Raw genomic sequence first — 24,186 nt, 5'->3', positions numbered from 1 at the left:
TCCCTCGTCGAAAGCACCCGCCACAACGACGAGCACAGTACGAGGATGGCAGTCATGACACACCTGTTGAAGTTCGACCACATCGGCATCACCGTCGCCGACATCGATCTGGCCACGGAGTTCTTCGTCGGCCTGGGCCTGGAGATCGAGGGACGTACGTTCGTCGAGGGCGAGTTCATCGACACCGTCTGCGGGATCCCGGGATCACGCTGCGAGGTCGTGATGCTGCGCCCGCCGGGTGGCGACACCACCCTCGAGCTCGCCCGGTTCGTACGTCCCGACCACGTGCCCGGCACGCCTGACGCGATGGCCAACATGCTGGGACTGCGCAACGTCTGCTTCCAGGTCGACGACCTCGACGCGGTCCTCGCGGAGTTGGCGGAGAAGGGCTACGGGCTGGTCGGCGGAGTCGGCGTCTACGAGGACATCGTGCGGATGGCGTACGTCCGCGGGCCCGAGGGCATCGTCGTCTCGCTCTCGGATCAGGTCGGCTGACACCTGGAAATGCGACATGGGAGTGCTGAGGTCACCTGGTGACTCAGCACTCCCACGTCTCTGGGCTCAGTCGAGCGGCGGGGCGATCGGCGGCTCGCCATCGTCGTCGGCCGGCGGGGCCAAGGGCGCGTCGCTGACCGGCTTCTCCGCCGGCTTGTCGGCGGGCGGCTCGACGGCGGCCGGCTTGGCTGCCTCGACCTCCGCGACGGCCGAACCGAGGATCTCGAGCAGCGTCGCCGGCCGGATCCTGCGGAACTTGCGCGGCTGGGTGCGGTTGCGGTCGAGGACCGCGACCTCGAGGTCCTTGGCGGCGATCTCGCGGTCGTCGGTGTCGGTGTGGCCCAACGCGGCGACCGCCAGCTTGATGGCGTCCTCGAGCGAGGCGCCTTCGGTGTAGCGCTCCTTGAGGTAGCCACCGACTGCCTCGGCCGCACCACCGATGGCCGCGAAGCCGTGCTCGTCGACGACCTGGCCGTCGTAGGTGAGCCGGTAGAGCTGGTCGTCCTCCGCGGAGTCACCGATCTCACCGACGAACAGCTCGACCTCGTAGGGCTTCTCCCCGCCCGAGGAGAAGATCGTGCCGAGGGTCTGGGCGTAGGCGTTGGCCAGGCCACGCCCGGTGACGTCGCGCCGGTCGTAGGCGTAGCCGCGCATGTCGGCCAGCCGCACCCCGGCGATGCGAAGGTTCTCGAACTCGTTGTAGCGCCCGACCGCGGCGAAGGCGATCCGGTCATAGATCTCGCTCACCTTGTGCAGCGCCGCCGAGGGGTTCTCGGAGGCGAACACGATGCCGTCGGCGTACTGGAGCGAGACCAGCGCCCGACCCCGGGAGATGCCCTTGCGCGCGAAGTCCGCGCGGTCGCGCATCAGCTGCTCGGGAGAGACATAGAACGGAGTGCTCATCGGCCACCCTCCAGCTCGGCGATGGGACCGTCGGGCCGCTGCAGCCTCCCGGTGATGACGGCCTCGGCAACCGCCGCGACCTCGGCGTCGGGCAGCGTGCGCCCACCGTCCGCGGTGATCACGTGGACCAGCGGGAACAGCTTGCGGGACAGATCCGGGCCGCCGGTGGCCGAGTCGTCGTCGGCCGCGTCGTAGAGCGCCTGGACCAGGACCGCGACCAGGGTGGCCTCGTCGAGGTCAGCCCGGTAGAGCTTCTTGAGGGCCCCCTTGGCGAACAGCGAGCCCGACCCGACACCGGAGTATCCGGTCTGCTCGTAACGGCCGCCGGTCGGGTCGTACCCATAGATCTTTCCCTTGCCGGCCTCGGGGTCGAACCCGACGAAGAGCGGCACCACGACCAGGCCCTGCATGGCCATCGGGAGGTTGCCCCGGACGAGGGCGGAGAGCCGGCTGGCCTTGCCCTCGATCGAGAGCGTGGTGCCCTCGATCTTCTCGTAGTGCTCCAGCTCGGTCTGGAAGAGCTTGACCAGCTCGACCGCGAGCCCCGCTGAGCCGGCGATGCCGACCGCGGAGTATTCGTCGGACGGGAAGACCTTGCGCATGTCGCGCTCGGCGATCAGGTTGCCCTGGGTCGCCCGCCGGTCACCGGCGATGATCACGCCACCGGGGAAGGTGGCCGCGACGATCGTGGTGCCGTGCGGGGCGATGTCGCTCAGATTGCCCGGAACGGCGTCGCGTCGCGGGAGCAGCTCCGGGGACTGGGCCGTCAGAAAATCGGCAAAGGACGAGGTGCCCGGCGTCATGTAGGCAGCCGGGATACGGGATTCGGACATCTACTACTGCCCGCCCTTCTGGATGAAGGACTTCACGAAGTCCTCGGCGTTGGTCTCCAGGACGTCGTCGATCTCGTCCAGGATGTCGTCGACGTCGGAGTCAAGCGCTTCCTTGCGCTCATTCACATCGGTCTCGGGCGCGGTCTCGACGGACTCCTCCGTCTCGGAGGACTTCTTCGGCTGCTTCTGCTCCTGTGCCATGTCTTCAACCTATCCACTAGCACCGACAAACCTGAGGAAACAATGCCCGATTTCGCTACGGGAGGAAGCAGAAGTCGAACGTTGGGCCGAGATGTGGCACGAGTCGCGTTCGACGCTCAGGAACCGGTCAGCCGGTTGAAGAGGTCGACGGCGGTGTCGGAGGAGTCGAGCAGGCCACCGACGTGCTTCTTGGTGCCGCGCAGCGGGTCGATGGTCGGCACCCGCTGCAGCGACTCGCGCCCGGGCAGGTCGAAGATGACCGAGTCCCAGCTGGCCGCGGCGACGTTCTCGGAGTACTTCTCCAGGCAGCGCCCGCGGAAGTACGCCCGGGTGTCGGTCGGCGGCTCGTGCATCGCCTTCTCCACCAGGTCGTCGGTCAGCAGGCGCTGGATCCGCCCGGCGCGGACGAGACGCTGGTAGAGGCCCTTCTCGGGGCGGATGTCTGCGTACTGCAGGTCGATCAGGTGGAGCTTGGGGTCGTCCCACTCCAGACCGTCACGGTCGCGGTAGCCGAGGAGGAGCTTGTACTTGGCGACCCAGTCGAGCTCGGTCGCGCACTCCATCGGGTCGCGCTCGAGGCGGTCGAGCACCGACTCCCAGCGCTCCAGGACGTCCTTGGTCTGGTAGTCGGCGTCGGAGCCGTAGCGCTCCTCGACGAACTTCTTGGCCAGGTCCAGATACTCCATCTGCAGCTGGACACCGGTCAGCTTGCGACCGTCCTTGAGCGTGATCAGCGTCTTCAGCGATGGGTCGTGAGACACCGCGCGCAACGCCGAGACCGGGCCGTCGACGCTGAGATCACGAGTGATGTAGCCGTCCTCGATCATGGCGAGCACCAGCGACGTACTCCCGAGCTTGAGGTACGTCGAGATCTCGGCGAGGTTGGCGTCGCCGAGGATCACGTGGAGGCGGCGGTACTTCTCCGGGTCGGCGTGGGGCTCGTCGCGGGTGTTGATGATCGGCCGCTTGAGCGTGGTCTCCAGCCCGACCTCGACCTCGAAGAAGTCGGCGCGCTGAGAGATCTGGAAACCGTGCTTGGGGCGCTCCTGGCCGATCCCGACCCGCCCGGCGCCGGCGAAGACCTGCCGGGAGACGAAGAACGGGGTCAGATGCTTGACGATGTCGGCGAACGCGGTCGAGCGGCGCATGAGGAAGTTCTCGTGCGCGCCGTAGGAGACACCCTTGTTGTCGGTGTTGTTCTTGTAGAGGTGGATCTGCGGGTTGCCCGGCAGCCGCGCGGCCGCGCGGGAGGCGTCGAGCATCACCTGCTCACCGGCCTTGTCCCAGCGCACCGCGTCCAGCGGGTTGGTCACCTCGGGGCAGGAGAACTCCGGGTGGGCGTGGTCGACGTAGAGCCGGGCGCCGTTGGTGAGGATGACGTTGGCCAGTCCGAGATCCTCGTCGGTGAGCTGGCTGGGATCGGCCACCTGCCGCGACATGTCGAACCCGCGCGCGTCGCGCAGCGGCGACTCCTCCTCGAAGTCCCAGCGCGCTCTCCTCGCGTTCAATGTCGAGGATGCGTACGCATTGACGACCTGCGAGGACGCCACCATCGGGTTGGCCTGGGGCTGTCCGGCCACGGAAATTCCGTATTCGACCTCCGTGCCCATCACCCGTCGTACGCTCATGCCTGCAAGGCTACCGGCCACGTGCACGAAGGCACGTGAGCATCCATACGCCACGCTGAGGTTTGCCCGAGGTTGTTCGGCTGGGCGGCACCAGGAGGAGACCGCTAGTGAAACGCGATGTCCGGGGGTATGTCGTCGGCGGAAGCGGGTCATGGTGAGGTTGGGCCATGGGAACTCCTGAGATCCGGCGCGCCACCGCCGACGACCTCGACGACATCTTCTCGATCTGCCTGCTCACGGGGGCATCGGGCGAGGACGCGACCGAGTTCTACGACGACCCCCGACTGCCGGGGAACATCTACGCCGCTCCCTACATCGTGCTGCGTCTCGGGCTCGGGTTCGTGGCGGTCGACTCCGAGGGCGTGGTGGGCTACGTCGTCGGCACCCCGTTCACCCGCGCCTTTGAGAAGGAGTGCGAGGAGGACTGGTGGCCCGCGCTCCGCGTCGTCAACCCCGATCCGGGGCCCGATCACGACCGCAGCGACTGGAACGCCCGGCTACGCTCCCAGATCCACCGCCCGCCGCGGATGCTGGGCGAGATCCTCAGCGAGTTCCCGGCACACCTGCACATCAACCTGCTCCCCCGCGCCCAGGGCCAAGGCGTCGGCAAGGAGCTGATCGGGATGATGCTCGGCGCCTTCCACGTCGCCGGCGTACGCGGCGCGCACCTCGGCGTCGCCGCCGGCAACACCCGCGCGATCGGGTTCTACCGGCGCATCGGCTTCACGACGCTCGTCGAGGGCGAGGATTCGATGCTGCTCGGTGTCCAATGGACCGGCGAGATGGAAGAGTGAGCTCCCATGGGACTCTGGGAAGCGCGGGTGGTGCCACACATCGTGGACCGCACCTGCAGCATCGCGCAGCTCGAGCCGCTGCGCGAGCAGGCCTGTGACGGCCTCCGCGGCCAAGTCGTCGAGATCGGCTTCGGCAGCGGGAGCAACATCGGCCTCTACCCGCCCGAGGTCACCGAGATCGTCGCCGTCGAGCCCTCCGACGTCGCCTGGCAGCTCTCTGCGTCGCGTCGTTCGGGCTCATCGGTCCCGGTGAGCCGCGTCGGGCTCGACGGCGCCCGGCTCCCGCTCGCCGACGCCTCGGTCGACACGGGGCTGGTCACCTTCTCGCTGTGCACCATCCCCGACGTCGCCGGCGCCCTGGCCGAGCTGCGCCGCGTCCTGCGTCCCGGCGGCACCATCGGCTTCGCCGAGCACGGCCTCTCCCCCGACCCCGGCGTCGCCCGCTGGCAGCATCGCCTCGACGGCCTTCAGCAGCGCCTCTTCGGCGGCTGCCACCTCACCCGTGACATCCCGCGGCTCGTCGAGGCCGCCGGCTTCACCCTCGACCGTCTGGAGCAGTCCTACCTCCCCGGGCCCTCCCTCTCGCGCCCGTGGGGGTATCTCTCGGTCGGGCGCGCGGTTCCTTCGTAAAGGTATGCGGGTGAATGCCCACATCCCCGGCGGAGTTCCGCACGGGATGTGTCACTTCGTCTGCATACCTTTCGACAGGCTCAGGGCCCGGCGTACGCGTGCGGCGGTCATCGCGGCGTTGGCGAAGTCGCTCCAGATCAAGCGGATCATCGAGAACCCAGTGATCTCGCGCAGCTCGTCCTCGCGCCGCTTCTCTGCGAAGACCACGTCCCCGGGATCCTGGCCCGGCTTGAGCAGGCGGCCGTACTTGATCCGTCCGTCGAACTCGCCCAGCAGCCCGTACTCGGGCCAGGCCCAGTCGGTCACTCCCGCGATCGAACCGTCGGCTCGACGCACCTCGTACTGAAGCTCCGGCTGCGGTAGGCCGAAGGAACGGAACAGATGCTTGCCGCGCGACTCTCCGATCGAGCCCGATCTTCCGTCTGCGAACGGAACCAGACCTCTCACTCGGTGCATGAACGGCCAGTGCTGCATAACCTCGTACGCCGCCTCCAGGCGGTCTCGATCGAACGTTCCGCTCCGCAGCCCGGCGTCAAGCAGGCACCACGCGGTCTCCGTGTCGACGCGAGACGCCGCTTCGAGCACGCATCGCTCCGGAAGCATCGCCTTCATCCGGTCGGCCTCCACCACCTCGTGGTCCAGACTGAAGCCTTCATGGTGGACAACGTCACCTTCGATCCTGCCGGCGCCACCGTCGAGACGGGTGACGTGAACCCGGTCGAGCGGCAGGCTCCAGACGTCGATGCCGTGGGCGACCACGCCAGAGATGTGGCTCAGCGCCACCGAGTCGCCCAGCGACCGCATCACCGCTCGAGCCCTGACCTGATGCTGTGCCACCGGGTCGAGCTCGAGCCACATGGCGCCTGGCGCGTACGCACCGCGACGAATCCGGTGCCACTCGCCCGAACGTGCCATACGAGTGATGTCCCGCTTCGCGTATCCCACCTCCAGCGCCATCTGGGTGGTGAAGAAGCCGTCTCGCTCGATGAAGTAGTGAAGTGCATCCATAGCCGCAACCTTCACGCTGCGGCTCGAGGCAGGAAACCCAATTCCCCCACCCTGTGGATAACCCTGGATCGAACCGCCGGGTGGACGGCAGGTGGCACCGACGTACGTCGTGTTCCTCCGTCAAGGTATGCAGGTCAAGGCACACATCCCCAGCGGAGGTCCGCAAGGGATGTTCTACTTCGTCTGCATACCTTGACGGAGGAACACCCCGGCGCCTCAGCGCTTACGCGTACGCAGCGCGTGGGCGACGTTGACGCCGACGAGGCCGACCCAGGAGATCACCAGGGCGCCGAGATTGTCGGTGACGCCGAGGGTGATGCTGATCGGGATGCCGGCGACGGCGGAGCCTGCGCCTAGGACGAACTGGAAGACCGAGGTGCGCGACTCGTTGCGCTCGGCGAGGGTGCGCGCGGCGGCGGTGGCGCCGACTCGCTCCTGAACGGTCTTCTCGATGCGGTCGGCGAAGCCGGCGACCAGTTCGGCGTCGAACGCATCGCCCAGCTCATGGCGGGTCTCCAGCCCTGCCTCGATGTCTTTGCGCGCCATCTCGTCTGCCACGTCGATCAACCTTAGGGGATCAGATGCCGGGGTCGATGTCCCCGACGTTGTGCTGAATGTTGGTTCGCTCGGCTCGACCGGACAGCGCCGCGATCAGCGCCACGACAGCTACCACCACGACGACTACGACGAGTGCCACTACTCCGGCAACGATCAGCAACCACGCTGCCATCTGGCTCCCCCATTCTCACCGGCGCGCGAACGCTCAAACACTAGCCCGCGAGCCGCCCACCCGCAGCCGAATAGACTCCGCTACCGGCTTCAAAGGACCACGACGAGCTTCCCGCTGGCCGTGCCCTCCTCCATCCGTTGGTGAGCCTCACGGATCCTGTCGAGGTCGTACGTCGTGTCGATCGGCACCACCGCACGACCGGCGGCCACATCGTCGAGGAATCCCTGGAGAATGTCGGCCGGGAGATCGTCGGCCTCACCGGCGTAGGCGGTGAGCCGAACCCCCGTGGGGAGATAGTCGATCGGGTAGAACTCCTCGACGGTCCACACGTTCGAGAGCATCCCGGTGAAACAGACCGTGCCGTGGACGCGGGTGGACCGTAGCGTGTCGGGGAGCGTCGGCGTACCGATCAGCTCGATCGCGCCGTCGACCCCTTCAGGAAGCAGCCGCCGCACCTGAGCCGCGACGTCGCCGTCGCCGACCAGTACGTCATCGACCCCGATCGCCTCGAGCGCCCCGGCCTTGGCCGCGCTCCGGGTGGTGGCGAGAACGCGAAGGCCCTTCCGCTTGGCGAGCACCGCTGCCGCCATCCCGACCGACGAGGTGCCGCCTCGGATGAGAAGACTCTGACCGGCCTCGATGCCGACTCCGACGGTCAGGGAGCCGTAGGCCGTCTGCAGCATCTCCGGCACGGCCCCCAACGTCGCCCAGTCGAGGTCGGAGCGGAACGGGATGACCTGTCCCGCGGGAACACAGGTGTACTCGGCGTAGCCGCCGTCGAACGTACGTCCCATCCCACCCATCATCGTCATCACCTGCTGCCCGGGCTCGAACTCACCACTCGGCGCAAGATCCACGACGCCGGTGGCTTCGATGCCCAGCACCCGCGGGTACGTCACCGAGTCCCCGGCGAGCCCCAGTCGGGTGTGCAGCTCCGAGCGGTTGAGCCCGAACGCCTTGACCCGGATCCGCACCCAGCCCGGTTCGGGCTCCGGGAGGGGCAGGTCCCGGACCTGCAGGGCCTCCACCGGTCCGGGCGCCTCCAGCACAACAGCTCGCATGGTCTCGCTCGAGTTCACGAGTCGATCTCCTCTCTGATCCAGGCCCTCTCGGCGGCGCTGGTGGCACGGGCGGTCAGCAGTAGTCCGCGTCGGTAGGGGTCGGCGACCTCTTCGGCCCGGACCGGGCGGTCGCCGTCGTAGAAGAAGCTCGCCGGCGTCTCCAGGAACTCCAGTCGTCGGCGCAGGACCGCGTGCTGGTCGGAACGGTGCGGCAGCAGCGACAGGAAGGTGAGCATGACGAAGAACCGGCTCGCGTCGGTGATGTCATGGCCGTCGGCGGTGCGGATCGTCTCGAGCAGATGAGTCCGTCCTGCGTCGGTGAGGGTGAGTGTGTGTCGACCGGCCCGCCCGCGTCCGGGCTCGGACTCCTTAGTCACGTAGCCGTTGCGTTCGAGTCGGTCGGTCGCGGGATAGAGCGTGCCGTCGCTGATCCGTCGGGTGTGGCCGTACAGCTGCTCGATCTTCCGGCGCAGCTCGTAGCCGTGCTGGGGTCCTTCGGCCAGGAAGCCGAGGACCATGACGTCGATGATGCTCACGCCACCGAACAATACCTCGATTCGAGGTATTGTCCTAACGTTCCCGCCTTAGGGATCAACGCCCTGGCGGCCCTCGCATGGCAGCAGACAGCAATCGGCCCGCCATCCTTTTCGCAGGTGGCGGGCCGATTATGCGGTCGACACAGGTTACAGATACTGACCCGTGTTGGAGACCTGCTCGATGGAACGGCCGGGCTCGGTGCCCTGCTTTCCGGTGATGAGCGCGCGGATGAAGACGATCTGCGCGAAGGCGCTTCAGGCGGCTCATCAGGCGTCGGGACGTCGTCGGAGACCTCCCGAAATCAACCTCGGCGTTGACACCGTCAACAGCTCCTGAAGACGAAGGCATCGCTTGACTCCGGACGCCACGGCGGGTTCATGTCCCCTCGCGCACAGTGGATTGTGGCCCCAACCTGGGAGCCTCAGGAAGGGCCACAACTCATTTCAGCCTAGTCGGGCACGCGTCCATGTTGAAACTGTCCAATCAAACAGACTGTCCCAGAACGCTCCGGCAAGGCGTACCTGCACAACCTTCCCTGGCGGCCGGGCCCGGATAGTTGGTCTCGACAAGTTCGCGAGGGGCGGTCTGTTTGCCGATGACGCTGGAGCCATCGGACGCGCCAGAACTGTTCGTGGGTTGCCTCACGGACGCGACTCGGACCCACCGCGGTGCCGCTCCGCCCAGCGTCGCCTCAACCTGCCTACTGCATGGTCAAGCGCTCCGAAATGGTCGTTGCCGCGCCCCTGACGGCTAGCACCGCATGCTCGACATCGACATCGCGCCGCTCGTTTTCATCCCACGCGACCCCGACACTGCCAAGGGCAGTCCTTTGGTCGGTGAGAATTGGCGCCGCCACGCTGTAGACACCCGGGTTGAACTCACCCACGGTCAGGGCGTAGCCGTCTCTCTTGATCCTGCCGAGTGACGTACGAAATTCGCTCCATGTGCTCCCCAGGCCGGCGCTCTCGATCTCTTTGCACTGCTGTGGATAGATGGCCTTGAGACGGTGATGCGGAAGGTACGCGAGGATCACTTTGGAGACCGCTCCCTGGAACAGCGGCCGACGTTGCCCCCGGCTGAAGCGGTTCTCGGGGCTGAGTGGGGCACGGCTTTCACCGACGCACAGCACCGAGTCGCGGAATGCCGTGCAGAGCAGGGCCGAATGCCCGATCTTGTCCACCAGTTCATCGAGCACGCCCTCGCTGGCCAGCAGCAGCGGATCGGTCAGGCGCATCTGTAGGTCCATCTCGATGATCCGTGGGCCGAGAGCGTAGTAGCCGTTTCGAACCGCGTTGAGCAGTCCCGCGTCATGCAGGGTCTTGATGTAGCGATAGCCTGTCGACCTTGACGCTTCCAGAGCGTCGATGATCGAAGCCGTTGACCAGACGGGCTCGGACTCGCTGAACAGGTCAAGGACCTGGAGCATCTTGCCCAGGCTGCTCTCGGGTTCTGCGTTCACCGTCTCAGTCACACCCGAACGATATCCCGCAATATGGAACTCCTGCCACACATTCATCGGCCGCCAAGCGCATCCGCAGCAGTGGCCGCGCCGGTCGTCTGTCTCGCGCGGCATGTGTGCCCGGATCAGATCTCGATGTAGACGCTCTTGGTGTAGAGGTAGGTGTCCATGTGAGCGGAGCTTCCCTTCGAGCCGTACCCGCTCATCTTCGTCCCACCGAACCCGATCATGGGGTCGATGTGGCCATAGCAGTTCACCCACATCGTGCCGGTGTGTACGCCTCGAACAGCCCGGAGCGCGGTGGACAAGTTCTGCGCCCACACCGCGCCCCCTAGGCCGTACTCGCTGTCGTTGGCGATCGCGACGGCCTCGTCGACATCATCGAACGGCAGAATCGACAGAACTGGACCGAAGATCTCTTCGCGAGCGATACGCATCTGGTTGGTCACGCCGCCGAAGACGGCCGGCTTCACGAAGTATCCGCTCGAGAGGTCTCCGCCCAACCGCTCGCCTCCGCGTATCAGTTCGGCGCCTGCGTCTTGTCCGACCTCGATGTAGGAGAGGACCTTCTCAAGCTGAGCTTCGGAGATGAGAGGTCCCAGAGTCGCTGCCTCATCGAGGCTCCGTCCCACCCGCAGCGTGTCCATGAACGTCATCAGTCGGCTGGTGAACTCATCGACGATCGGCCGCTGGACGAGAACTCGGGTGCCGGCGAAACAGATCTGGCCGGAGTTGGCGAAGACACCCATGGCTGCCCCCGGAACTGCCTTGTCCAGATCTGCGTCCGCGCAGACGATGTCTGCCGACTTGCCGCCCAGCTCCAGCTGAAGCTTTTTGATGTTCACCGTCGACGCCTCGATGATGCTGCGTCCGGTCTGGGTCGAACCGGTGAAGGCGATCCGATCGACGTCGGGGTGGGCCGCTAAAGCGTGTCCCGCCTCCGACCCCCTGCCCGTGACGACGTTGACGACCCCTTCGGGCACCCCTGCCTCGTGGAGGATCTGGGCGACTCGCAGCACCGAGAGCGATGCATCCTCCGAGGGCTTGAGCACCGCCGTGCATCCGCTGGCCAAGACAGCACCGATGATCCAGAACTGGCTGTTCAGAGGGCCGTTCCAGGGGATGATCCCACCGATGACACCGACGGGAGCCTTCAGCGTCATCGTTGCCACCGGACCCGGGATGCCGTTCATGAGGGTCTCACCGGAGATGTTCGTTGCCTGAGAGGCGAAGAACGACAGCATCTTCATCATGGCCGGCTTGGTGTTGCGTAGCCTCGAGACCGGGGCTCCCATATCCATGGCCTCGATCTGGATGAGCTCCTCGAACCGAGCGTCCAGCACGTCCGCGACGCACCTCAACAACGCCTGACGCTCATAGGGCGTCCAGCCGCTCCACGTTCCCGTGAACGCTCGGCGCGCGGCTTGAACCGCGCGATCGACGTCGGCCTGGTCCCCGGCGGCGAGGTTCGCCAGAACCTCGCCGGTCGAGGGGTTGACAGTGGCAATCGTCTGCCCGGACGCCGACGGGACGCCTTGACCGTCGATGAAGTGATCGTGCGCTTCCTGGAACAGGTAGCGCTGAGCCTGGTCGCACAGCGCGACGGGCTGCTGGGTGGTGGTAGTCACTGGTTTCCTCTCACCGGATCGTCGATGATCCGTCAGCCGAAGACGAAGACGCCCTTGCCGATCTGGCGCTGGTCGAACAGCTCGTAGGCCCGCTCTGCCTCGTCGAGCCTGAACTCGTCGGTGAAGAGCGATTCCACATCCAGGCCTCGCTCGGCGACGAACAGGGCGCATTCCTCTTGCAAGTTCTTGCTGAACGTGAGCGAGCCGAGGACCGTCTTCTGCATCTGGATCAGCTCCTCGCTGTCCAGCTCGAGCTTGCCGAAGACGCCGACCATGCATGCGGTACCCCAGCGTCGCAGTGCCTGCACCGACTGGCGACGAACGGCGGCGTTGGCGCTGCACTCGATGGACTTGTCCGCGCCATCGCCATCATGGGTCAGGGCACGAACAGCGGCGACGGGGTCCATCTCTTGTGAGTTGACGACGTGGTCGGCGCCGAACTTCTCTGCCATGGCCAACCGAGACGGCTCCACATCGAGCGCGATAACCTTGGCACCGAACGCCTTGGCCAACATCGTGCAGCTCAGACCGACCGGCCCCTGCCCGAAGATCGCAACGGTCTCATCAGCCGTCAGCCCGACCCGCTTGATCGCGCCGTATGCCGTCCCGGTGCCACACGAGATCGCCGCACCAGTCTTGAACGAGAGCGAATCGGGCAGGGCGATCAGTGTGTGTGCGGGGACCTTCATGAAGTCCGCGTGCCCACCGTCGCCGTCCAGCCCGCCGAACACCTTGCGCGCATTCGGGCAGTACTGCGTCCAGCCGGAGCGACAGTAGCGACAGGTACGGCACCCGTCGTAGTGGTGAACCATGACCCTATCCCCGACCTTGGCCTCGCTGGGTCGTACGGCATCGCCGACAGCCTCCACGACACCACAGGGTTCGTGGCCCTCGATCACCAACTGATCACCGGTACGCAGAGGGCCATGCAGATGATTGAGGTCGCTGCCGCACATGCCGGAAGCCTTCATCCGAAGGACCACCTCATCCGGGCCGGGGACCGGGTCGGGATCCTCGCGGATGTCGAGCTTGCCCTCGCCCAGGAAAACTACTGCCTTCATTGTCACTGCTCCTTGATGGTCTCGAGGTCGGCTGGGCGGCTGTTGGGTGCGGTCATGAGGTCGCTCCGCGAACCTCGGACTGACCAGCATCCTCGCCGGGAGCGATCTCCTCGAGTGCCTCGGCCGAGGTGTCGACTCCCGCGAAGGCATTGAGCGCGGTCACGGCGAGGTACATCCCGGAGACCGCCAGGATCACACCAACGACCCCGAAGTTGGAGAAAAGTCCCAGCACGATGAACGGGGACACGATCAAACCGACCCGCCCGACCACCTGAGCGAGGCCGCCGCCGCGGAAGCGGAACGCGGTGGGGAAGTATTCCGGGCACGTTCCCAGGCCCAGCGTGAGGAACGACGCGACCATGGCGACCAGGACGAATCCGACGCCGATCACCAGCCTGGGGTCGCTCATGAAGGGGTAGATGGCGGCGAACAACGCGGCCAACGTTCCGAACATGACGATGCTGCGGCGACGACCGACGCCGTCGACGATGAACGCACACAACAGCGGCCCGGCGACGTATCCAGACATGATGGCCGCGTTGAAGCCCAGAGACTTCGACACCGTCATCCCCTGCTCGACGAAGAACGTCGGCATCCAGCCAGTGATCGAGTACGAGCCGAACAGGCACGTGACCGTCAGGATCAGAGCCATCAACGTGCGTCGGATGACCGGCCGGGAGAACAGCACCGTGATCGGGACCCACTCGGCCTTCTCATCCTCGGGCTGGACGTGCTGGTCAACCGATGTCGGGTTACCCGCCGGAGTCAGGACGCCGGCTTCCCTCTCGATCCGCTGGATTGCAGTCTCCGCCTCCTCGTACCGACCCCGGGACTCCAGCCAGCTCGGCGACTCCGGCATTCCTCGGCGCAGCCACCAGGCGACCAGAGCTCCAACGCCCCCGATGACGAACATCCCGCGCCAGGTGAACTCGGGGATGACGACCCAGCCCAGCAAGGACGACATCGACACCCCCAGTCCGGCGAAGATGCCGAGCACGCCCAGGTATCGGCCGCGGTGTCCTCGTGGGATGAACTCGGTGATCATGCCGTAGCAGATGACGTACTCGGCGCCCATACCGATACTCATGATTCCTCGTAGGACGATGAGTATCTCCATCGAAGGCGCCATTGCCGCGAGCAGCGCGAGGACACCGAAGAGTGCGAGGTTGAACTGGAACGCGAAGCCACGCCCGACCCGGTCGCTGAGCCAGCCAGCGAACGCCGCTCCGACCGCGAGCCCGGCGAAGGTGACCGACAGGAAGAGCGAGTTCAGTTCGAGGGTCGAGAAGCCAATGGGGAGCATCGACGCCAGCACCGCCGACGAGAGCGTGTTGTCGAACGAGTCGAAGAACATTCCGAGGCCGACCAGCACTACTAGGCGTCGGTGGAACTTGCCGATCGGGAGGTTGTCGAGCCGTTGGCTCGCATTCACGCGCGCGCTCATTTGTCCACACCCCCTGATCGGGTCGCCCTCGATGTGCACCAGGCGTCGGTCGCGTAGAAGTTGCCCCCGGAGGCCGGGGTCGATGCCGCGCCCCACATGCCGCGATTGGGGTCGGCCCAGATCGGCACACGAGCCTCGCGTGGGTTCGTTCGAAGATGTCTGGTCATGCCGGATACCACCCTTTGCTTGGTACTCGATCCCGTACGAAGCGAACGCAGATTTGACTAAGGAGCACTGCCGGCTGGCTGCGAATCGTCAGGTAGGCACACCCGACTCGTCCCCAACAGGCTGCCGCGAAGTGACCGCACTTACCTGTGATGAGCACCACAAACCAGTGCAGTGGGTTGACGATATCCAGCATTATGAGACTTCGTCAATGCGCGCCGCCGCGAATTTGCACTGCTTGGCGTCGCCCGATGCCCGGGCCGCGACCTCACGCCCAGTCCAGAGTTGCGTGGCTCTGCATGTGGCCCAGTGAACGTCGTATACCGATTCGGCGAGGCCAGCCGAACTCCCAGAAGTCAGCGTGAAACCTGGCAGCGAGGGTGCTCACACGCGAAGGAGGTCGCTGGGGAGCAGCCCCGGCAGGACCCTGATGCCTTCCGGGTCGCGACCGGGTCGCGCCGCACGCTCCCGGATCTCGGCCCGGAAGGCCGTGCATGCGGTTTGGCCCGGTGCCGACTCAACCGGTTGCCCTACATTCGACCGAGTCACCGGCGAACCTGCACGCCGCTACGAACGGCCCGGCGAACTGATCCACGTCGATGTCACCAGGTTCGGCAACATCCCCGACGGTGGCGGTGGCGGATCGTCAGCACCGAGCAATGCCGGGCGAACCGACAAGCAACCCTCGATCGCACCGGAGCGAAACCAAGCGCTATGAGCCGAACCACCGGAAATGCTTCGGCACACCGTGATCAACGACCACTCCCGCGTTGATTACGCCGATATCCACGACGACGAGAAGGTCCTCACCGCGGTCGGCGTCCTCTACAGGGAGGGGTCACTCCACCGTCGCACTTCCGGATAGGCTGACCTCTTCGTTGTCGAGGTCGGCCTGCAGGCGGCGCAAGACGGTGTCGTCGATTCGGCGTTCGTCGCGGAGACGGACGATGGTCGTGCGTTTGTGGTCGATGAGAGCAAGACGCAGCGCGACGTAGTCCCGGTGCTGGACCAGCACCGGGTCGTCGGCGGCGCCCCCGACCCTAGCCCGTGCGGTCGCCAGGTGAGCTTCGTACTCATGGCGCAACCACTCGACGATCTTCGTCTCGGAGCCCAAGTCGTTGGCGAGTTCGGGCATGGCCTGGAGTGCTTGTTCTACGGCGGTGGTCTCGGCGAGGTGATGTTCCTCGTCGACCGACGTGTCGGGCGGCAGCCTCGCCCAGCGCACCGCCGCGGGCAGCAGGAGTCCTTGCGTCACCAGTGTCACGAGGATGACGCCGGAGGTGACGAAGACGATGAAGTCGCGGTCGGGGAACGGTTCACCGGAGTCGAGCGCCTGTGGCACCGAGAGCGCGACCGCGAGTGAGATCGCGCCCCGGAATCCAGCCAGCCCGCTGACCACACGTGCCTGGTGACTGATCCGGAGCAGGCGCTGCTGGGGTCTGCGGTCGAGCATGCGGACCACGTAGGTCGAGACGAATAGAAACGCGAAGCGCACGGCGATGAGCAGCCCGCAGACGGCGCCTACGGCGATCAGTGCGTCCTCGAGGTCGGCACGGCTGAGGGTGCGGACGGCCGATTGCAGTTCCACCCCCACCAGCACGAACATGGTCCCGCTTATGAGGAACGTGGCGAGCGGCCAGAACGCCATCGCTTGCGTGCGGTGTTCGGCACGGATGATGCGAGGGGCGACCTGGCTCATGATCAGGCCGCTGACGACCACCGCGAGTACGCCGGAGGCTTCGATCAGCTCGGCGAGCAGGTAGGCGGTGAAGGGTGCCAGGATCATGACGAGGTTGCCCAGCAGGGGGTCGGTCAGACGGCGCCGCAGGTTCATGTTGACCCACGCGACCGCCACCCCGACCGCGGCTCCGCCGCCGTAGGCGAGCAGGAATAGCCCGCCGACGTGCTGGACGCTCAGGTGTTCTTCGCCGACCGTGATGCCGACAGCGAGACCGAAGATAACCAGGGCGGTGCCGTCGTTGATCAGGCTCTCCGCGCGTAGGACAGTGACCTGGCGGCGCGGCAGGGCGCGGGCCAGGACGGCGACTGCTGTCGCGTCCGTGGGTGCCACGGCCGCGCCGAGTACCCAGGCCGGTCCCCACGGCAGTCCGAGGGCGTGCCCGGCGGCGGCGACGGCCCAGGCAGTGAGGATGACGAGGACGGTGCTCAGCAGCACGATGCCGCGCAGGTTGGTGCGGATCTCCCGCAGGGAGGTGGTCAGGCTCTCCCAGTACAGCAGCACCGGCAGGAAGAGGAGCAGCACGACCTCAGGCGGCAACTCCGCCTCGCGCACCGCCGGGATGACTCCGAGGAGGACGCCCGACGCGAGCAGGATGATGGGTGGGGCAATGCCGAAGCGCTGCCCCACGGCGTTGCCGACCAGCACGGCCACGCCCAGGAGCACGACGAGTTCCAAACCGAGCAAGGTGAGTTCCCCCAAAGAGAATGGATCAGTGCGAGCAGAACTTGGTCAAGGCTTCAGAAGCGTCTTGATGGCGCGGCGCTCGTCCATGGCCTGGTAACCTTCGGCGACCTGTTCAAGGGGCAGAGTGAGATCGAAGACCTTGCCAGGGTTGATCCGGCCGTCGAAGATCCGCTGGATGAGGTCGGGCAGGTAGGCGCGCACGGGAGCCGGGCCGCCGCGCAGACCGGCGTGGGAGAAGAACAGCTCCTGGCCGTCGATCGCGACGCCGTGCGGTAGTCCGACGAAGCCGACGTTGCCGCCCGGGCGTGTGGAGTGCAGCGCCTGATGCATCGACTCGTTGGGGTGCCGACGCACTCCAGGACGCTGTCGGCGCCAACGCCGTTGGTCAGTTCCTTGATGCGGGCGATGCCTTCTGCGCCACGCTCGGTGACGATGTCAGTGGCGCCGAAGTCCAGGGCGAGCCTCTGCCGGTCGTCGTGCCGGCTCATGGCGATGATGCGCTCGGCGCCAAGCTCCTTGGCGGCGATGATGCCGCACAGGCCGACCGCGCCGTCGCCGACGACGACGGCGGTGGAACCAGCCCTGACCTCGGCGGCCTTGGCGGCGTACCAGCCGGTGCCCATGACGTCGGACAGTGTCAGCAGGCTGGGCAAGAGCTCGTCGGCCGGGTGCTCGTCAGTGGCCACGAGGGTGCCCTCGGCGTTGGGGATGCGGATGTGCTCGGCCTGGCATGTGCTCATGAACTCCCGGTGCACACAGTTGGACGGGTAGCCCGCCAGGCAGTTCGGGCACGTGTTGTCCGATGTGGCGAACGAGCCGATGACGAACTGGCCGGGCCTGACGGACCTGACGTCGCTCCCGACCGCCTCGACGATCCCGACGTACTCGTGACCCATCGGGTGCGGCTGGCCGACAGGCTCAAGGCCACGGTAGGCCCACAGGTCGGACCCGCAGACACAGGTAACGACGGTACGGATGACCGCATCGGTCGATTCGATGATCTTGGGTTCGGGCACGTCCTCCACCCGGATGTCACCGGGGGCGTGGATTATGGTGGCGCGCATGATGCTTTTCTCTCTATCTCTCGTGTCAGGGCCGGGCAAGGCATGACGCGGCGCCCCCACGGCTGAAGATCCAGAATCAGGGCGGCCGCGTAGTCTCCCCTCGCTCCAGTCGTTTCCGGCGGCTCGATACGCCCGAAGGGTGGTGCAGGGTCTTGGACCCATTCCCCTGCTGGCGACGGTCCTATCGGTGGAGACTCCCCACGCTCTCCACGTCGCGGGCAGAAGACGTGTGGTCGGTGCGGCGCCCGGCCTATTCGTCAGCCGCGAACCACAGCGATATTGAAGTCGAAGGTCTGCAGCACTCCGGCGAGGTTGAAGTAGAGAAGCATGTACATCTCGACGTTGCGGGCGGTCTGGATGCCACCGAGATCGAGGACCGAGTCAGCTGACCAGCCGAACTCTCCTAGTAGCGCAGTCACGGTGGCCTTCGCGGCCGCGTCGTCGCCGGAGACGAAGAGGGTGTGGGCGCCAGGAACCCGCTTGGGATCGACCATGACGTCGCAGAACACCGTGTTGAGAGACTTGACCACTCGTGCCCTTGGCACCGCGCGCTGGATCCGCTCGGCGATGCTGTCGGTGTTGGGGATCGTCGGAGTGGGCGGCATGCCACGCGAGAAGTCGAACGGCACAGCCAGATCGAGCAGGACCTTGCCGTCCAGCCGCTGCGGGCCGACCGCGTCGATGGCTTCGAGCGACGCGACACCAGAGGTCGCGTTGACCACGAGATCTCCATGATCCCCTGCGGCGTCCAACGGCACCAGGTGCACATCGGGATGCTGGGACTGCCATTGTGCGTACGGCGGCGTACCCATCGCATCAGTCCCAGTGCGCCCGAGCGTGGCCTCGACGTCGCGAGTGCCGATGACGACCTCGTGACCCAGGCCGGACAGCCGTCCGGCGAGAGCGCGACCGACCATGCCTGTCCCCAGGACAGCGATCTTCATGAAGTTCCCCTTCTTGTCAGACTTTTCCTTGCCACAGATGACCTGCCATCAGGCTCTTCGGGATCACGATCCCCAACAAGGGACTGTTCGCTCCCTCCCATGGGCTCATCTCGCATGGCAACGTGGACATCACCAACTTGCCGACGGCGCGCAATGATGAGCCCCCGGAAGCGGCCCGGCGAACGGAGAGACCGCGCATGAACGACGAACGGAACTCGGACGCCGCCAAAGCACTCGGGACATTCCTCCGAGCACGACGTTCCGAGCTCTCACCCCAACAGGTCGGTCTCCCGGAAGGAGAGCGACGGCGGGTCAAGGGCCTGAGGCGCGAAGAGGTCGCCGTGCTGGCCGCTATCAGCACCGACTACTACACCCGTCTCGAGCAGGGCCGCATACAGGCGTCACCCTCGGTTGTCGAGTCGCTGGCGCGAGTGCTACAGCTCGATGAGGACCAACGGGCGTACTTCTACGACCTCGCCTCTCGAGACGACTTCAGGCCACCATCCCGCAGACCGCGCCGCAGGCCACAGCCGCAGCTCCAGCGGCTGCTCGACAACATGGCACACACCCCGGCGTTCGTGATCGGGCCAAGAACAGAGATCGTCGCCTGGAACTCGCTGGCCGCTGCCCTGATCACCGACTTCTCGCGCATCCCTGTCAACGACCGCTACTACATCCGGCTGCTGTTCGACGATCCCGCGATGCGAGAGCTCTACGCTGACTGGGAAGGCGTCACCAGGCTCTCCATCGCCCAGATGCGCATGCACAACACCCGCAACCCTGGTGATCGCATGCTCGCCCGCGTCGTGGGCGACCTGTCGCTCCAGTACGCCGAGTTTCGCCAGTGGTGGGCGCACCACAACGTCGCCAACCGCGATGCTGGCGCCAAGCACCTGCGCCATCCGCTCGTCGGGGACCTCCACCTCGACTGGAGCGCACTCACCTGGGCGTCTGACCCAAGTCTCCAGATCATCGCCTGGACTGCGGAGCCCGGCACGTCCAGCAGCGACAAGCTCCGCCTTCTCGCGTCGTGGGACGCTCCCTCCCCGGCGCCCAGCGGGGAGCAATCCGCCGATCTGGACCACTGATCCCGACCTAACCACTGCGAAGGAAGCAACACGTCGACCCGCGTCTCACCCGCAGACCGGGCGAGCACCAACCAGGGATGCATCTCTCCCTGCCAAACGCGAGATCACGGTGCCATCGTGAAAGAGGAACGGTCGAACAGCTCGACCCGTACCCAGTCAATTCACGAAAGCGAAAGTAGAGCAGTGGACAAGAACGCAACCCTCCCCAGCGTCGGCGAAACCTGGCTGGCGGACTTCGGCCCCGACACACCGCTGGGCCACTTCACCGCCGAGATCACCTTCAACTCCCCGACCAGCGTCACGTTCCTCGTCACCGGTGGAGCCATCAAGGGCGCCACCGAGACAATGGACTACACCACGGTCAAGGTCCGCGATGGCCTCTACGTGGTGCGCTGGACCGAGCCCGAGTCCGGTGACCACGTCACTCACATCGAGGACTACAACGAGGGTTCCTGCATGGCCAGCTCCGTCATCGGCGGCAACTTCGTCCAGCTGGTCGGCGCCTGGAGCCGTGTGGGCTGAACGACTCCGACGTACGTCGGGGGTATGCCCCGCTGCGGCAGGCCCCTCAGGTACTCGGCTGCGATCTTCAAGCCGACGTCTGTGAGCTCCACAGTGGGGCAGCCGGACGCCACGGTGCTCTTGAGCGCTTCAGATTGCCACCGCACCGGGGCATTGGCCCCGGTGCGGTGGCACGTAGCGACAACCTGCGCGTACGCAGAAGGACCACTGGGGTGCTCTGTCAGTACACGCTACGACGGGGACTCCCGAGACCGGGACAAGACGGTTTCCATGGAAGTCCACACGGATAGAGATGAGAAACCATGACAAGAAAACCCATGATCGCTCCGCTGGTCCTGGGCGTGGCACTGATCATTGCACTCGTACTGGCTGTTGTGCCGCTCACGGGGTCAAACGCAGCAGGGCGTGGTGACAACCGCCAAGCAGCGGCCGCGCCCTTTGCTGGCTCACTGGTGGGCGTGTGGCGGATGACCTCGTTGGAGACGGGCACCGAGGGCAACCTCGAGCCGGTTCCCTACTCGGGCCAGATCGTCTTCTCCAAGGCCGGCACCATGTCGGTGCAGGCGATGAACCCTGACCCGAGCGCCCCGGACACCCCCTATACGAGAAACGGCTACGAGGCCTTCTACGGGGACTTCGTCGTCGACAAGCCGGCCGGGACGTTCGAGGTGACCATCGAGTCCTCCCTGGTGCGCGATCTGATCGGGCAGAGCCTGACCCGGTCGTATGACGTGAGTGGCGACACGCTGGTTCTGACGCCGCCGAACCCCGCTGAGGGCTGGCGCGCGACGTACGAACGCCTGTGAGACCTTCGATGACATCCTTGATCCGAGGCGCACCGGTCGGAAGACTGCTGCACACGGCTCTCCTTGCCGCTCTGCTGGCAGGCTGCTCGCTTCCCGGGACGGATCACTCATCCCCCGCAAGCCAGGGCGACGGGACTGCCGCCTCGGCGCCCGGGTCGACCGGACCGTCCGGCCCGTCGGCGCCGGCCCGGTCCGGGGAACCGACAGAGACGCCTGTCGCGCTGCGCGACTACTTCGACCGCGAGTACAGCGGCACACGCCTCCGCCTCGGCGACGTCAGGGAACGCACAACCGGCTACACCTCCTATGACGCCACCTACCGCAGCGAGGATCTGACCGTCTCCGGGGTCATCAACGTCCCGAACGGCGACGGCCCGTTCCCCGCTGTGGTCCTCGCACACGGTTGGATCGAGCCAGACGCCTATACGAGCGGTCAGGGGATGACACGCGAACGCGGCCACCTCGCCGACCAGGGGTTCATCGCCTTCCATATCGACTACCGCAACCACGCCGACTCCGACCGCGACCCAGACCTGGTGCGCAACATGTACCTCGGCTATGCGGTCGACGCCGTCAACGCGGTGCACGCTCTTCGCGGCAGTGAATTACCGATCGACCCTGCCCGCGTGGCGTTGATGGGCCGCAGCATGGGAGGCAACGTCGTGCTCCAGGCGCTCGAGATCTCCCCCGGCCTGGTGCAGGCCGGAATCGTCTATTCCGGTCAGTCATCCCTGGAGTCGGACAACTACCGCCGCTGGGCGGGCCCTGGTTCCGACTACGCCGCCGAAGCCGCCGACCTCTACGGAACGCCCGAGGAGAACCCCGAGTTCTGGACGGGCATCTCCACCCGTCCCCAGCTCGGCCGGATCACGGAGCCGGTGCTCATGATCCACGGAACCGAGGACGAACAGTGCCCAGAAGCATGGGCGGGCGCGACCTTCGATGCCCTCCAATCCTCAGGCGTCGACGCGCAGATCGAGTGGTACGAAGGCGAGCGTCACTCCTTCGGGCCCCGCTTCGACGACTCCATGGTCCGCAGCACGAGGTTCCTCCGCACGCACGCCGGCTGAGCGTCGTGCGTTCTCTCCGCCACGAAGACAGGACGCAAGACCGCCATGAACAGCATGACCAGACGTACGCTCCTGATGTCCGCCGCCACGGTGGGCGTGGGAACCGTGGCGGCCTGTACCAGGTCGCAACCGTCCAACAGTGGTGAGGCGACAGCGCGCAGTGGCAGGTTCGGTGTCGGGACCTACAACACCCAGGAAGTCGCGGACGAGCTGCGCTATATCGAGGAGAACATCCGTCCGCGCCCGAGGACCGACGCCAAGCGCGTTCTGATCACCGGCTCGACCGGGGGAATCGGTCAGCTCGCCGCCGCCTACCTCCTCGCCCGCGGGCACAGCGTCGTCGCCCACGCGCGCAATGAGCAGCGAGCGGCCGACGTACGCCGTGACCTGCCCGCCGTCGAGGACGTGGTCATCGGTGACCTTCTGAACCTCGATCAGACCCGAGCGCTCGCGACTCAGATCAACGAGCTGCCAAGGTTCGACGTCATCATCCACAACGCCGGCGAGTACGGCATCGCGAACAGCCAGATCCTCAACGCCAACTCGCTGTCGCCCTACCTGTTGACAAGCCTGGTCAACTCACCCGCGGATGCACTGGTTTATCTCACCTCAGATCTGCACCTCGGCGGTGACCTCGAGCTCGATGAGCTTCGCGGCGACGGCGCTCACATCACCTATGACGACAGCAAGCTCCACATGGCGACGCTCGCGATCGCTGTCGCTCGCCGCCGGCCCGACATCCGGGTCAATGCCGTCGCACCGGGCTGGGTGCCGACCAAGATGGGATTCCACAACGGCCCCTACGCCCCAGACGACCTGCGCGCCGGCTACATGACCCAGGTCTGGCTGGCAGAAGGCACCGAAGCGGCGCGTCAGATCACCGGCAACTTCCTCTTCCATCAGAAACCAGAGACCCAGGTCCATCCAGCGGTTCACGACCCACGGGCGCAGGACGACCTGCTCGCCGCGTACGCACAACGCACCGGGGTCAGTTTGACGTGAGGCCCCGGACCCGAACGGAGAAATATGAGGACAGCCCGTTTCACCACCGCAGCGCTTCTGGTCACCATCGCCAGCGGATGGCTGACTGCCTGCGGAACCAGTGACACGCCCGAGAGCCGGCCCAGCACGGCAACCGGCGCACCGACCACCGCCGACAGCCCCACCCCCAACCATCAGAGCCCTACGCCAACTGCGACGGCTCCCCAGGAGGCTGACATGAGGATCGAGATCAGCGTTGAAGGCGAGCGCTTCCAGGCGACGCTCACTGACAGCGCCGCCAGCCGCGACCTGATCGCCCAACTGCCGCTGACTCTGGACATGACCGATCACGGCGGCGTCGAGAAGACCGGCGCTCTTCCATCAGAGCTCTCCCTGGACGGACAGTCGTCCGGCGCCGACCCCGACGTAGGAGACGTCGGCTACTACGCCCCTGGCAACGACCTCGTCCTCTACTACGGCAACCAGTCCTACTACGACGGCATCGTCGTCCTCGGCAAGTTCGAAGGTGACGCCCCCGAACGCCTCGCGCGCATGGATGGCGATGTCACGGTCGACGTCGACCGTTTCGAGTGACCCTGCACCCGAGGCTCCCGCAGAAGGTTGCCCTCTCAGTACACCTCAGGACAGGGACTCCCCGCCTCCTGCGAGATGCAGTTTTCTGGAGCCAATCTCAAACCTTGGAAGGAAC

General features: G+C 66.1%; 24 protein-coding genes and 2 pseudogenes. 10 read left to right on the top strand and 16 right to left on the bottom strand.

Translation table 11 applies throughout. The features are described 5' to 3' along the window. Positions 1-54: 54 nt before the first annotated feature. Positions 55-495: a VOC family protein gene (locus OH802_RS18010; RefSeq protein WP_406020691.1), complete on the top strand. Its 441-nt coding sequence runs from the start codon at positions 55-57 to the stop codon at positions 493-495. Positions 496-561: 66 nt separating this feature from the next. Here OH802_RS18010 and prcA read toward each other — a convergent pair whose 3' ends face one another. From prcA to dop, 4 genes are all read right to left on the bottom strand, one after another. Next, on the bottom strand, positions 562-1,398 hold the full coding sequence (prcA, locus tag OH802_RS18005) for a proteasome subunit alpha (RefSeq protein WP_406020689.1): 837 nt from the start codon (positions 1,396-1,398) through the stop codon (positions 562-564). Next, positions 1,395-2,231 carry a proteasome subunit beta gene (gene prcB / locus OH802_RS18000; protein ID WP_406020687.1) on the bottom strand — a complete coding sequence of 279 codons (837 nt, stop codon included), beginning with the start codon at positions 2,229-2,231 and terminating at the stop codon, positions 1,395-1,397. Before prcB ends, prcA begins: the two co-directional genes overlap by 4 nt. Before the next feature lie 3 nt (positions 2,232-2,234). Next, entirely contained in the window at positions 2,235-2,432 is a 198-nt protein-coding gene (locus OH802_RS17995; RefSeq protein ID WP_008356645.1) for a ubiquitin-like protein Pup, read from the bottom strand. Between the two features lie 116 nt (positions 2,433-2,548). Continuing rightward, positions 2,549-4,060, bottom strand: coding sequence for a depupylase/deamidase Dop (gene dop, locus OH802_RS17990; RefSeq protein ID WP_406020684.1), 1,512 nt, complete (start codon positions 4,058-4,060; stop codon positions 2,549-2,551). Between the two features lie 167 nt (positions 4,061-4,227). Here dop and OH802_RS17985 point away from each other — a divergent pair, with 167 nt between their 5' ends. Continuing rightward, a complete protein-coding gene (locus tag OH802_RS17985; RefSeq protein WP_406020682.1) occupies positions 4,228-4,854 on the top strand; it encodes a GNAT family N-acetyltransferase in 627 nt (208 codons plus the stop codon). A 6-nt stretch (positions 4,855-4,860) separates the two neighbouring features. Further along, complete coding sequence (locus OH802_RS17980; RefSeq protein WP_406020680.1) at positions 4,861-5,484, top strand: class I SAM-dependent methyltransferase; 624 nt, start codon at positions 4,861-4,863, stop codon at positions 5,482-5,484. Positions 5,485-5,535: 51 nt separating this feature from the next. Here OH802_RS17980 and OH802_RS17975 read toward each other — a convergent pair whose 3' ends face one another. The 9 genes from OH802_RS17975 to OH802_RS17935 all read right to left on the bottom strand — a co-directional run bounded on the left by OH802_RS17975 (position 5,536) and on the right by OH802_RS17935 (position 14,400). After that, a complete protein-coding gene (locus tag OH802_RS17975; RefSeq protein WP_406020678.1) occupies positions 5,536-6,492 on the bottom strand; it encodes a type IV toxin-antitoxin system AbiEi family antitoxin domain-containing protein in 957 nt (318 codons plus the stop codon). A gap of 216 nt (positions 6,493-6,708) precedes the next feature. Next, positions 6,709-7,050, bottom strand: a complete 342-nt coding sequence (locus OH802_RS17970) for a hypothetical protein (protein ID WP_160023009.1) — start codon at positions 7,048-7,050, stop codon at positions 6,709-6,711. A gap of 19 nt (positions 7,051-7,069) precedes the next feature. Further along, positions 7,070-7,222, bottom strand: a complete 153-nt coding sequence (locus tag OH802_RS17965; protein WP_406020676.1) for a hypothetical protein — start codon at positions 7,220-7,222, stop codon at positions 7,070-7,072. An 89-nt stretch (positions 7,223-7,311) separates the two neighbouring features. Next, entirely contained in the window at positions 7,312-8,301 is a 990-nt protein-coding gene (locus OH802_RS17960; protein ID WP_406020674.1) for a zinc-binding alcohol dehydrogenase family protein, read from the bottom strand. Next, entirely contained in the window at positions 8,298-8,819 is a 522-nt protein-coding gene (locus tag OH802_RS17955; protein WP_406020672.1) for a PadR family transcriptional regulator, read from the bottom strand. The genes OH802_RS17960 and OH802_RS17955 overlap by 4 nt, the downstream gene beginning before the upstream one ends. Before the next feature lie 701 nt (positions 8,820-9,520). Further along, a complete protein-coding gene (locus OH802_RS17950; protein ID WP_406020670.1) occupies positions 9,521-10,291 on the bottom strand; it encodes an IclR family transcriptional regulator in 771 nt (256 codons plus the stop codon). Positions 10,292-10,404: 113 nt separating this feature from the next. Continuing rightward, entirely contained in the window at positions 10,405-11,907 is a 1,503-nt protein-coding gene (locus tag OH802_RS17945) for an aldehyde dehydrogenase family protein (protein ID WP_406020668.1), read from the bottom strand. Between the two features lie 32 nt (positions 11,908-11,939). Beyond that, positions 11,940-12,968, bottom strand: coding sequence for a zinc-binding dehydrogenase (locus OH802_RS17940; protein ID WP_406020666.1), 1,029 nt, complete (start codon positions 12,966-12,968; stop codon positions 11,940-11,942). A gap of 52 nt (positions 12,969-13,020) precedes the next feature. Continuing rightward, complete coding sequence (locus OH802_RS17935) at positions 13,021-14,400, bottom strand: MFS transporter (RefSeq protein ID WP_406020664.1); 1,380 nt, start codon at positions 14,398-14,400, stop codon at positions 13,021-13,023. A gap of 678 nt (positions 14,401-15,078) precedes the next feature. Between OH802_RS17935 and OH802_RS17930 the strand changes: the two are divergent. After that, a pseudogene (locus OH802_RS17930) lies at positions 15,079-15,409 on the top strand (IS481 family transposase); the annotation flags it as partial. 6 nt (positions 15,410-15,415) lie between these two features. Here the strand turns inward: OH802_RS17930 and OH802_RS17925 are convergent. From OH802_RS17925 to OH802_RS17915, 3 genes and pseudogenes are all read right to left on the bottom strand, one after another. Continuing rightward, on the bottom strand, positions 15,416-17,002 hold the full coding sequence (locus tag OH802_RS17925; protein ID WP_406020662.1) for a Na+/H+ antiporter: 1,587 nt from the start codon (positions 17,000-17,002) through the stop codon (positions 15,416-15,418). 45 nt (positions 17,003-17,047) lie between these two features. Further along, positions 17,048-18,066, bottom strand: a pseudogene (locus OH802_RS17920) (zinc-dependent alcohol dehydrogenase family protein). Between the two features lie 257 nt (positions 18,067-18,323). After that, positions 18,324-19,010, bottom strand: a complete 687-nt coding sequence (locus OH802_RS17915; protein ID WP_406020660.1) for an NADPH-dependent F420 reductase — start codon at positions 19,008-19,010, stop codon at positions 18,324-18,326. Between the two features lie 197 nt (positions 19,011-19,207). Here OH802_RS17915 and OH802_RS17910 point away from each other — a divergent pair, with 197 nt between their 5' ends. From OH802_RS17910 to OH802_RS17885, 6 genes are all read left to right on the top strand, one after another. Further along, on the top strand, positions 19,208-20,098 hold the full coding sequence (locus tag OH802_RS17910; RefSeq protein WP_406020658.1) for a helix-turn-helix transcriptional regulator: 891 nt from the start codon (positions 19,208-19,210) through the stop codon (positions 20,096-20,098). Positions 20,099-20,281: 183 nt separating this feature from the next. Next, positions 20,282-20,620 carry a MoaF-related domain-containing protein gene (locus OH802_RS17905; protein ID WP_406020656.1) on the top strand — a complete coding sequence of 113 codons (339 nt, stop codon included), beginning with the start codon at positions 20,282-20,284 and terminating at the stop codon, positions 20,618-20,620. A gap of 467 nt (positions 20,621-21,087) precedes the next feature. Beyond that, the gene (locus OH802_RS17900; RefSeq protein ID WP_406020654.1) at positions 21,088-21,426 is read left to right on the top strand and encodes a hypothetical protein; all 339 of its coding nucleotides are present in this window, start codon (positions 21,088-21,090) and stop codon (positions 21,424-21,426) included. A gap of 8 nt (positions 21,427-21,434) precedes the next feature. Then, positions 21,435-22,496 (top strand): alpha/beta fold hydrolase, encoded by a 1,062-nt coding sequence (locus tag OH802_RS17895; RefSeq protein ID WP_406020652.1) that lies wholly within the window; start codon positions 21,435-21,437, stop codon positions 22,494-22,496. A gap of 45 nt (positions 22,497-22,541) precedes the next feature. Next, positions 22,542-23,498 carry an SDR family NAD(P)-dependent oxidoreductase gene (locus OH802_RS17890; protein WP_406020650.1) on the top strand — a complete coding sequence of 319 codons (957 nt, stop codon included), beginning with the start codon at positions 22,542-22,544 and terminating at the stop codon, positions 23,496-23,498. 216 nt (positions 23,499-23,714) lie between these two features. Next, positions 23,715-24,071 carry a cyclophilin-like fold protein gene (locus OH802_RS17885; protein ID WP_406020648.1) on the top strand — a complete coding sequence of 119 codons (357 nt, stop codon included), beginning with the start codon at positions 23,715-23,717 and terminating at the stop codon, positions 24,069-24,071. The last annotated feature ends 115 nt before the right edge of the window (positions 24,072-24,186 follow it).

This window comes from Nocardioides sp. NBC_00850 (genome assembly GCF_045207335.1).
In the GTDB taxonomy this organism is placed as follows: domain Bacteria; phylum Actinomycetota; class Actinomycetes; order Propionibacteriales; family Nocardioidaceae; genus Nocardioides.
Note: the sequence above shows the minus strand (reverse complement) of the source record. Positions and strands in the feature narration are given on the sequence as shown.

Excerpts from the sequence above, each read along its gene's own strand:
- OH802_RS17885 (WP_406020648.1), top strand. The coding sequence starts at position 23,715 with ATGAGGATCGAGATCAGCGTTGAAGGCGAGCGCTTCCAGGCGACGCTC.
- OH802_RS17940 (WP_406020666.1), bottom strand. The coding sequence starts at position 12,968 with ATGAAGGCAGTAGTTTTCCTGGGCGAGGGCAAGCTCGACATCCGCGAG.
- dop (WP_406020684.1), bottom strand. The coding sequence starts at position 4,060 with ATGAGCGTACGACGGGTGATGGGCACGGAGGTCGAATACGGAATTTCC.
- prcA (WP_406020689.1), bottom strand. The coding sequence starts at position 1,398 with ATGAGCACTCCGTTCTATGTCTCTCCCGAGCAGCTGATGCGCGACCGC.
- OH802_RS17915 (WP_406020660.1), bottom strand. The coding sequence starts at position 19,010 with ATGAAGATCGCTGTCCTGGGGACAGGCATGGTCGGTCGCGCTCTCGCC.
- OH802_RS17890 (WP_406020650.1), top strand. The coding sequence starts at position 22,542 with ATGAACAGCATGACCAGACGTACGCTCCTGATGTCCGCCGCCACGGTG.
- OH802_RS17965 (WP_406020676.1), bottom strand. The coding sequence starts at position 7,222 with ATGGCAGCGTGGTTGCTGATCGTTGCCGGAGTAGTGGCACTCGTCGTA.
- OH802_RS17895 (WP_406020652.1), top strand. The coding sequence starts at position 21,435 with ATGACATCCTTGATCCGAGGCGCACCGGTCGGAAGACTGCTGCACACG.
- OH802_RS17910 (WP_406020658.1), top strand. The coding sequence starts at position 19,208 with ATGAACGACGAACGGAACTCGGACGCCGCCAAAGCACTCGGGACATTC.
- OH802_RS17995 (WP_008356645.1), bottom strand. The coding sequence starts at position 2,432 with ATGGCACAGGAGCAGAAGCAGCCGAAGAAGTCCTCCGAGACGGAGGAG.
- OH802_RS18010 (WP_406020691.1), top strand. The coding sequence starts at position 55 with ATGACACACCTGTTGAAGTTCGACCACATCGGCATCACCGTCGCCGAC.
- prcB (WP_406020687.1), bottom strand. The coding sequence starts at position 2,231 with ATGTCCGAATCCCGTATCCCGGCTGCCTACATGACGCCGGGCACCTCG.
- OH802_RS17980 (WP_406020680.1), top strand. The coding sequence starts at position 4,861 with ATGGGACTCTGGGAAGCGCGGGTGGTGCCACACATCGTGGACCGCACC.
- OH802_RS17975 (WP_406020678.1), bottom strand. The coding sequence starts at position 6,492 with ATGGATGCACTTCACTACTTCATCGAGCGAGACGGCTTCTTCACCACC.
- OH802_RS17900 (WP_406020654.1), top strand. The coding sequence starts at position 21,088 with ATGACCTCGTTGGAGACGGGCACCGAGGGCAACCTCGAGCCGGTTCCC.
- OH802_RS17985 (WP_406020682.1), top strand. The coding sequence starts at position 4,228 with ATGGGAACTCCTGAGATCCGGCGCGCCACCGCCGACGACCTCGACGAC.